The organism is Nocardioides luteus, assembly GCF_000960475.2.
GTDB classification, from domain to species: Bacteria; Actinomycetota; Actinomycetes; order Propionibacteriales; family Nocardioidaceae; genus Nocardioides; species Nocardioides luteus_A.
Genome location: NZ_JZDQ02000012.1, coordinates 145,729 through 154,288 on the forward strand (window position 1 = coordinate 145,729; position 8,560 = coordinate 154,288).

Here is an 8,560-nt window from a genome sequence, read left to right on the forward strand (position 1 = left end):
TCAGGCTTGCCGGAACCCTTCCTAACGTGGGTCTCACAAGGTCGGAAACCACCAAGGAGAAGTCATGAACACGCAGGTCAGCACCGAGATCAGCAACAAGATCAGCACCGTCACCGTCGAGTTCCCGCAGGCCGATCTCGACGACCTCCGCGCCCGCCTGGACCGCACCCGGTTCGCCCCGAGCGTGCCCGGTGACTCCTGGGACTACGGCACCCCGACTGCCTACCTCGCCGACATGGTCGAGCGCTGGAAGAGCTTCGACTGGCGGGCGGTCGAGGAGCGCATCAACGCGGTCCCCAACCACCTGACCGAGATCGACGGCCAGGTCATCCACTTCGTCCACGTACCCTCCTCGAACCCGGACGCCAAGGCGCTCCTGCTCGCCCACACCTACCCGGGCTCGTTCCTGGAGTTCCTCCCGATGATCGACTCCCTGACCGACGAGTTCCACCTGGTGATCCCGGAGATGCCGGGCTTCGGGCTCTCGACGCCAGTCGTCGACACCGGCTGGACGATGAAGCGGGTCGCCGAGGCGTACGACGTCCTCATGCGCCGGCTCGGCTACGACTCCTACGGGGTGCACGGCAGCGACGGCGGGGCGATGGTCGGCCGCGAGCTGGCGATCCTGAACCCGGAGGGATTCCTGGGCGCCCACGTCCTGCAGCTGTTCTCGTTCCCGTCCGGTGACCCGAGCGAGTTCGAGGGCTTCGGGCCGAAGGAGTACGCAGCCCTGGCGCACATGCAGTGGTTCCAGTCGGTCGGCGGCTACAACGCCATGAACGGCTCCCGCCCGCAGACGGTCGGGGCGGCGCTGGCCGACTCACCCGTCGGGACGCTGGCCTACAGCGAGCTCTTCGAGTCCTTCGGCAACGGCACCTCGCTGGTCACCCCCGAGCAGGTGATCGAGCAGGCGACCTACTACTGGCTCACCAACTCCTACGCCTCGGCGGCGCGCTACCACTACGAGGAGGGGCACGCCGAGCGCGAGCCGGAGGTCTCCCAGGGGCGGATCGGGGTCGCGGTCTTCAAGGACGACTTCCAGACCATCCGGTCGCTGGCCGAGCGGGACAACGCCAACATCCAGCACTGGTCGGAGTTCCCCGAGGGCGGCCACTTCGCCGCCCTGGAGCGCCCCGGCGACATCGTCACGGACCTGAAGGCCTTCTTCGCCTGAGAGCTGGGGTGTAGCTCGAGGATCGCAGTCCCCCCACGGCTGCGATCCTCGAGCACGTTTTCAGGTGGCCGTCGTGGTGACGGTGGTGGCGACCATCACCGCCGTCATGACCGCGGTGACCTCGTCGATCGCATCCTTGACGCCCTTGGCCGCCCAGTCGCCCCGGGCGATCTCCTTCGCCCGCTTCTTGACCGCTCCGGCGCCGACCGCGCGGGCGTCGACCACCTTGTGGGCGAGGTCGATCGAGGAGAGGAGCGCGATCAGCGGCCCGGTCCGGGCGTCGGGGGTGGCGCCCTGGACGAGGACGGCGGCCAGCTGCCCGCGTACGGCGTTCTCGTGGGTCGAGTCGCGGGCCGGCCAGGTGGTGCGCGGGAAGAGGCCGAGGATCTTCTCGTCGCGACGCTTGAGGATGTTGCGGTCGCACAGCCGGGCCGCCAGCGCCTCGTGCAGGCCCTTGCCGAGGCCGGTCACGGCGTTCTTGGCCGTCAGCGGCTTGGCCGCCAACGAGTCGTACGCAGCAGCCAGGACCGGCTCGTCCGGCCGCCGGCCCGGCACCGCCACGGCCGTGGCCGGTGTGAGTCCCGACTTGGGTATCACCTGGGCCGAGCCCGTCATGACGAGCTCGGTCAGGATCGCGCCGCCAAGCGCCTGCTGGACCCACGACGAGGCGAGCGTGCCCTTCTCGTCGTCGAGCACGAGCAGCAGCAGGTCTTCGGCGATGAGCATGCCCTCGACGTTACGGCGGCGCGGCCGTCCGCACCTCCTACGAAAGGACCAACTTCACCCGACCTTGGTCTGGTCAGGCGTTCTCCGACTCGGGCCCGGCGACGTCGAACATCCAGCTCACGCCGTACTTGTCGTCGAACTGGCCGAAGTAGTCTCCCCACGGCGCCTGCGCGAACGGCATCCCGGCGGTGCCACCCTCGGAGAGCTTGGCGTAGTAGTCCGCGAAGCGCGGCTGGTCGGCCGGGTCGGTGCTGGTCATCGCGACGGTGACGCCGGCCGTGGGGGCGACGTAGTCCATCCCCGGAGGTGTGTCGGCCGCCATCAGGACGAGGCCGTCGTCGAGGGTGAGCGAGCCGTGCATGACCAGATCCTTCGCCTCGGGCGGCACCGGACCCATCGCGTCACCCATGGATTCGAAGGTCATCGTCTCCACGGTGCCGCCGAGCACCGACCGGTAGAACTCGAGCGCCTCGGCGGCCTCGGTCCTGAAGCTGATGTAGGGGTTGAGCGTTGCCATCCGGATCGTCTCCTCTGATCGATTTCCGACCCCTTCGCCCACACAGTAAGCGCGCAGGAAGGGCCGGAGAAGAGCGATTCGGGTCGTTGCCCAGATTTCGGGTCTGGTCCGCGGCTCGGTCAGGGACGGACGATCTCGACGCCCAGCCAGCCGGCCAGCGCCTCGATCTCGGCCTCCACCGCGTCGCCGATCTCCGCCGTCCAGGGGAAGTCCTCGTGGACGGCGAAGACGTTCAGAAGCCCCGACTTGTGGTCGACCTTGGCGTCGAGCTTCCCGACCAGCCGCTCCCCGTGCAGGATCGGCAGCGCGAAGTAGCCCCATCGTCGCTTGGCCGCCGGCTTGTACATCTCCAGCACGTAGTCGAACCCGAACAGGTCCAGCGCCCGGTCGCGGTCGTAGACGAGACGGTCGAAGGGGGAGAGCAGGGCCGTACGCGGGGCGAACTCGTCCTCGAGGGCGGCCAGCGCCTCGGGGTCGACCCGCCACTCGCCGTCGACGCCCGTCACGGTGCACGGGACGCCGGCGTCCCCGGCGCCGAGCACCTCACCGCCCGAGGAGTCCTTCCGTCCCGGACGGGCGATCCCGAGCGACGCCAGCCGGCGCACCGTCTCGACCTTCAGCGCCTCCGCGGGCGAGGGCAGTCGCAGGTCGGGTGGGTAGACGCGCTCGGCCAGGTCCCAGGTGCGCAGCTTGCCGCGCCGCCCCGCGACGGCGACCTCGCCCATCCGGTTGAGCAGCTCGATCATGCGCAGGACGTTCTTGTCGTTGGTCCAGCCGGACGACGCCCAGGGCACCTCCGAGGCGTCCTCGATCTCGCCGGCCACGAGCGGGCCGTCGGCTCGCAGACGATCGAGGATCTGCGTACGGAATCGCTTGTTGGCCTCGACCCACTCGACGGCCGGGGTGGATCCGGCCGGGGGAGAGGGCGAGGACGGTCTCGATCTCGTCCATGGGAAAGATGAAGCTGGAGAACTCCACCAGCGAACGCTCCTGCTCGAGCGCGAAGGTGAGATCCGAATGGTCGTACGCATCCCCCAACCGTGACCACGCCACCAGATCGGCGCTCGGCGCGATCGCCCTGGTCGGGTCGATCTGCAGAAGCGTCAGCTGGTCGACGGTCGCCACCAGCGAGACGGGCCGGCGCGCGTCGAGGAGCTGGGCGCGGACCGCGATCCGGCGGGCCTGTTCCGGGGCCAGGGTGAGCGTCATGGTCGCCACATTAGGGGGAGTTCCGGACGACCTGCTGCCGATTCGAACCGATCTTCCGATTCCGCTTGACCGCGCGAATGTTAACGCTCACACTTGAGCGCATCGTGACGACGGTCACACTGGCCGCCGCAGCAGTGGAACCCCTGGAGGACGACCGTGAAGAAGACCCTCATCGCCCTGTGTGCGCTCGCCGTCGGCGGGATGTCGCTCAGCGCGTGCGGTAGCAGCGAAGGCGCCGACGACGGCTCGATCACGATGGGCTTCGCCCAGGTCGGGGCGGAGAGCGGCTGGCGCACCGCCAACACCACCTCGATCCAGGAGTCGGCCAAGGAGGCCGGGATCGACCTGAAGTTCTCGGATGCGCAGCAGAAGCAGGAGAACCAGATCAAGTCGATCCGGTCCTACATCCAGCAGAAGGTGGACGTGATCGCGTTCAGCCCGGTCGTCGAGACCGGCTGGGACGCGGTGCTCCAGGAGGCCAAGCGCGCCAAGATCCCCGTGGTGCTGACCGACCGGGCCGTGGACACCGAGGACACCTCGCTCTACGTCACCTTCATCGGCTCCGACTTCGTCGAGGAGGGTGAGAAGGCAGGGCAGTGGCTGGTCGACAACGCCGACGCCTCCGACGTCGACAAGGACGGCGCGATCAACGTCGTCGAGCTCCAGGGCACCACCGGATCGGCTCCGGCGATCGACCGCAAGAAGGGGTTCGAGGACAAGATCTCCGCGGACTCCAAGATCAAGATCACGGCCTCCCAGACCGGTGACTTCACTCGTGACGGCGGCAAGCAGGTCATGGAGGCCTTCCTGCAGTCCAACCCGAAGATCGACGTCGTCTACGCGCACAACGACGACATGGGCCTGGGCGCGATCGAGGCGATCAAGGCAGCCGGCAAGAAGCCCGGCACCGACATCAAGATCATCACCGTCGACGCGGTCAAGGACGGCATGACCGCACTCGCCGCCGGCGAGATCAACTACATCGTCGAGTGCAGCCCGCTGCTCGGACCGCAGCTGATGGACGTCGCCAAGAAGGTCGCTGCCGGCGAGGAGGTCCCCGACCGCATCGTCACCGAGGAGACCACCTTCACCCCGGAGCAGGCCGCTGAGGCGCTGCCCGACCGGAAGTACTGACGCCCGCTGACCGAGGTACCTCGGCGAGGCGCCGCTTCCCTCGCGGAACTCCGCGAAGGAAGCGCGCGCCCACCGAGTGACCTCGGTGAGCATCCGACCAGCCGCAGCCGCCCCCAGGAGCCAGCACGACATGAGTCAGGCAGAAGTGAAGTCACCCGAACCGGTGGTGGAGATGCTCGACGTCTCCATCACGTTCGGGGCGGTGCGAGCGCTCGACGGCGTCTCGCTTCGTCTCCTCCCGGGGGAGGTGCACGCGCTCATGGGGGAGAACGGGGCGGGGAAGTCGACGCTGATCAAGGCGCTGACGGGCGTCTACACGATCGACTCCGGCCGGGTGGAGATCGCCGGGGTCGAGACGCAGTTCGCCACCCCGGCGGCGGCGCAGCACGCCGGGATCAGCACGGTCTACCAGGAGGTCAACCTGGTGCCCAACCTCACCGTGGCCGAGAACATGCTCCTCGGCCGCGAGCCGCGCCGGCTCGGGCGGATCGACCGGCGTGAGATGAACCGGCGAGCGGCGACCTCGCTCCTGGCCCTGGGCATCGACATCGATCCGGGCTCCGAGCTCGGCGGCCATCCGATCGCCGTGCAGCAGCTGGTCGCGATCGCGCGCGCCGTCGACACCGATGCCCGGGTGCTGATCCTCGACGAGCCCACCTCCAGCCTCGACGCCGACGAGGTGGCCAGGCTCTTCGAGGTGATGCACAGGCTGCGTGACCAGGGCACGGCCATCGTCTTCGTCTCCCATTTCCTCGACCAGGTCTTCGAGATCTCCGACCGGATGACGATCCTGCGCAACGGTCGCGTGGTGGGCGAGCGGCTGGTCGCGGAGACCACGCAGCTCGAGCTGGTGCAGCTGATGATCGGCCGCGATCTCCAGGTCCTCGACCGGCTCGACCATGCCGTGCAGGAGGCCGCGGACGACGCGCCCGCCGAGCAGCGTCTCCCGGTGCTGAGCGCGGTCGGGTTGGGGCGGAAGGGGAGCCTCGAGGCCACCGACCTGAACCTGTACGCCGGGGAGGTCGTCGGCATCGCCGGCCTGCTCGGCTCGGGGCGTACGGAGCTGGCTCGGCTGCTCTTCGGCGCCGACGCCCCCGACACCGGGGAGCTCACGGTCAGGGGTTCGAGCCGCCGCAGGCTCCGGAGCCCCCGGCACGCGATCGACCGCAAGCTCGCCTTCTGCAGCGAGGACCGCAAGGCCGAGGGAGTCTTCGAGGAGCTCTCCGTGGCCGACAACATGCTGCTCGGGCTGCAGGCCAGCCGAGGGTGGCTCCGGCCGATCCCGACCTCGACTCGCGACAAGCTGGTCGGGGAGTTCATGACCGCTCTCGACATCCGGCCCGCCGACCCTAGTCTGCCGATGCGAAGCCTGTCCGGTGGCAATCAGCAGAAGGTCCTGCTGGCGCGCTGGCTGATCACGGAGCCGGACGTACTCCTTCTCGACGAGCCCACCCGTGGCATCGACATCGGTGCCAAGACCCAGATCCAGCAGCTCGTCGCCGACCTCGCCGAGAAGGGGATGAGCGTGGTGTTCATCTCCGCCGAGCTCGAGGAGGTGCTGCGGCTGAGCCACCGGCTGGTGGTCCTCAAGGACCGTCGCAAGATCGCCGAGCGGCCCAACCGGGGCATCGACGTCAACGACGTACTCGAGATCATCACCGGCGAACGCGGTGGCCTGGCCGAGAAGGAGCGGGCAGATGCCTGAGACAGTCAGCAAGGGCAAGGCGCTCGGGGCCCGCGCGATGGCCCACCACCTCTTCTGGCCGCTGGTCGCGCTCGGCGCGCTGCTGGTGGTCAACCTGATCGCGACCCCGACGTTCTTCAACGTACGCATCCAGGACGGTCACCTCTTCGGCAGCCTCGTCGACATCGTGCGCAACGGTGCCCCGGTGCTGCTGGTTGCGATCGGGATGACGCTGGTCATCGCGACGCGCGGGATCGACCTCTCCGTAGGGGCGGTCGCGGCGATCGCGGGTGCGGTCGCCTGCGTCTACATCGTCAAGAGCCCGGCCGACGGCGCCGCGGCCACGGCCGTCGTGGCGATCACGATGGGGCTCGCGGTCTCCGTCGCGCTGGGGCTGTGGAACGGCTTCCTGGTCTCGGTGGTCGGTATCCAGCCGATCATCGCCACGCTGGTCCTGATGGTCGCCGGCCGCGGGATCGCGATGCTGGTGACCGGTGGCCAGATCACCACGGTCAACAACGACACGTTCGCCGCGCTGGCCTCGGGTCACCTGCTCACCCTCCCGGTCGCCGCGCTGATCGCGCTCGGCGTCTTCGCGGCCACCCAGGTCGTCGTACGCCGCACCGCACTCGGCCTGCTCATCGAGTCGGTCGGGATCAACCCGGAGGCGAGCCGGCTGGTGGGGGTGAGGTCGAGGACGATCATCTGGACCGTGTACGTCTTCGCGGCGCTGTGTGCCGGGACGGCCGGCCTGATCATCGCCGCCAACACCCACTCGGTGAACGCCAACAGCCTCGGGCTGTGGATCGAGCTGGACGCGATCCTGGCCGTCGTCATCGGAGGCACGTCGCTGGCCGGCGGCCGCTTCTCGCTGACCGGCACCCTGGTCGGGGCGATGCTGATCGCCACCCTCACCCGGACCATCCCGAACATCGGCATCCCGGCCGAGGCCAACTATCTGTTCAAGGCGCTGGTAGTGGTGATCGTGTGCCTGCTGCAGTCGCCGAAGGCGCGGGCGGTGCTGCAGCGGCGTGGTGACCGCACGCCGACCGGCCCGAGCACCCCGAGCCGCGAGGAGGCGGTCGCATGAGTGTCACGGTTGCTGAGGAAGGGCTCCTGGCCCGGGTCGGGCGGTTCAGCCCGCCGCGGCGCTATCTTCCGGTGCTCGGTACGTTCGCCCTGTTCATCGGCATGTTCGGGGTCGGCGGGCTCCGCTACGAAGGATTCGCCGACCCGCAGGTCTTCCTGACCCTGCTGCTCGACAACGCGTTCCTGATCGTGCTCGCGGTGGGGATGACGTTCGTGATCCTCACCGGCGGGATCGATCTCTCGGTCGGCTCCAACGTGGCGCTCTCGACGCTGATCGCGGCGAGGACGCTCGAGCTCGGCTGGCCGGTGGTCGCGGTGATCGCGGTCGTGCTCGTGGCCGGGTCCCTGCTCGGCACCGCGATGGGGCTGCTGATCCACTACTTCGACATCCAGCCGTTCATCGCGACCCTGGCCGGCATGTTCCTGGCCCGCGGGCTCTGCTACCTGATCAGCGTCGACTCGATCCCGATCAAGGACGAGACCTTCTCGGCCATCGCGTTCGGCTCGATCACCCTGCCTGGTGGCTACTACCTCGGCTGGACGGCCGTCTTCGCTCTGGTGATCGTCGCGATCGCTGCGTACGTCCTCTCCTCGACACGCTTCGGCCGCACCGTCTACGCGCTCGGCGGCAGCGAGCCGTCGGCGCTGCTGATGGGGTTGCCGGTGGCGGCGACCAAGGTCGGGGTGTACGCGATCAGCGGGCTGTGCGCGGCGCTGGGCGGACTGCTGTTCGCGCTCTACACGCTCTCGGGCTACTCCTTGCACGCGGTCGGGATGGAGCTCGACGCGATCGCCGCCGTCGTCATCGGCGGCACGCTGCTCACCGGCGGCCGCGGGTTCGTGATCGGGTCGCTGCTCGGGGTGCTCGTGCTCGGGACGATCCAGACGTTCATCTCGTTCGACGGGACGCTGTCGTCGTGGTGGACCAGGATTTCGATCGGGGTTCTGGTGCTGGTCTTCGTCGTCGCGCAGCGGGTGTTGACTCGGCGCTAGGGCGGGTTTCCGGCCTGTCGGGTGCTGTGTTCTT

At 68.8% G+C, this 8,560-nt stretch carries 8 protein-coding genes; 5 read left to right on the top strand and 3 right to left on the bottom strand.

Annotated elements, in window-relative coordinates:
• The first annotated feature begins 64 nt into the window (after positions 1-64).
• Positions 65-1,174, top strand: coding sequence for an epoxide hydrolase family protein (locus tag UG56_RS10605; RefSeq protein WP_045547334.1), 1,110 nt, complete (start codon positions 65-67; stop codon positions 1,172-1,174).
• A gap of 60 nt (positions 1,175-1,234) precedes the next feature.
• Here UG56_RS10605 and UG56_RS10610 read toward each other — a convergent pair whose 3' ends face one another.
• From UG56_RS10610 to UG56_RS10620, 3 genes are all read right to left on the bottom strand, one after another.
• The gene (locus UG56_RS10610; RefSeq protein ID WP_045547335.1) at positions 1,235-1,900 is read right to left on the bottom strand and encodes a GOLPH3/VPS74 family protein; all 666 of its coding nucleotides are present in this window, start codon (positions 1,898-1,900) and stop codon (positions 1,235-1,237) included.
• A 73-nt stretch (positions 1,901-1,973) separates the two neighbouring features.
• Positions 1,974-2,417 carry a VOC family protein gene (locus UG56_RS10615; RefSeq protein ID WP_045547336.1) on the bottom strand — a complete coding sequence of 148 codons (444 nt, stop codon included), beginning with the start codon at positions 2,415-2,417 and terminating at the stop codon, positions 1,974-1,976.
• A 119-nt stretch (positions 2,418-2,536) separates the two neighbouring features.
• A complete protein-coding gene (locus UG56_RS10620; RefSeq protein ID WP_084100886.1) occupies positions 2,537-3,448 on the bottom strand; it encodes a DNA glycosylase AlkZ-like family protein in 912 nt (303 codons plus the stop codon).
• 334 nt (positions 3,449-3,782) lie between these two features.
• On the opposite strand from UG56_RS10620, the gene UG56_RS10625 reads away from it, so the two are divergent.
• From UG56_RS10625 to yjfF, 4 genes are all read left to right on the top strand, one after another.
• The gene (locus tag UG56_RS10625; protein ID WP_218145186.1) at positions 3,783-4,760 is read left to right on the top strand and encodes an ABC transporter substrate-binding protein; all 978 of its coding nucleotides are present in this window, start codon (positions 3,783-3,785) and stop codon (positions 4,758-4,760) included.
• A 130-nt stretch (positions 4,761-4,890) separates the two neighbouring features.
• Positions 4,891-6,465: a sugar ABC transporter ATP-binding protein gene (locus UG56_RS10630; protein ID WP_045547338.1), complete on the top strand. Its 1,575-nt coding sequence runs from the start codon at positions 4,891-4,893 to the stop codon at positions 6,463-6,465.
• Entirely contained in the window at positions 6,458-7,534 is a 1,077-nt protein-coding gene (locus UG56_RS10635) for an ABC transporter permease (protein WP_045547339.1), read from the top strand. Before UG56_RS10630 ends, UG56_RS10635 begins: the two co-directional genes overlap by 8 nt.
• The gene (gene yjfF, locus UG56_RS10640; protein WP_045547340.1) at positions 7,531-8,526 is read left to right on the top strand and encodes a galactofuranose ABC transporter, permease protein YjfF; all 996 of its coding nucleotides are present in this window, start codon (positions 7,531-7,533) and stop codon (positions 8,524-8,526) included. The genes UG56_RS10635 and yjfF overlap by 4 nt, the downstream gene beginning before the upstream one ends.
• Positions 8,527-8,560 lie beyond the last annotated feature (34 nt).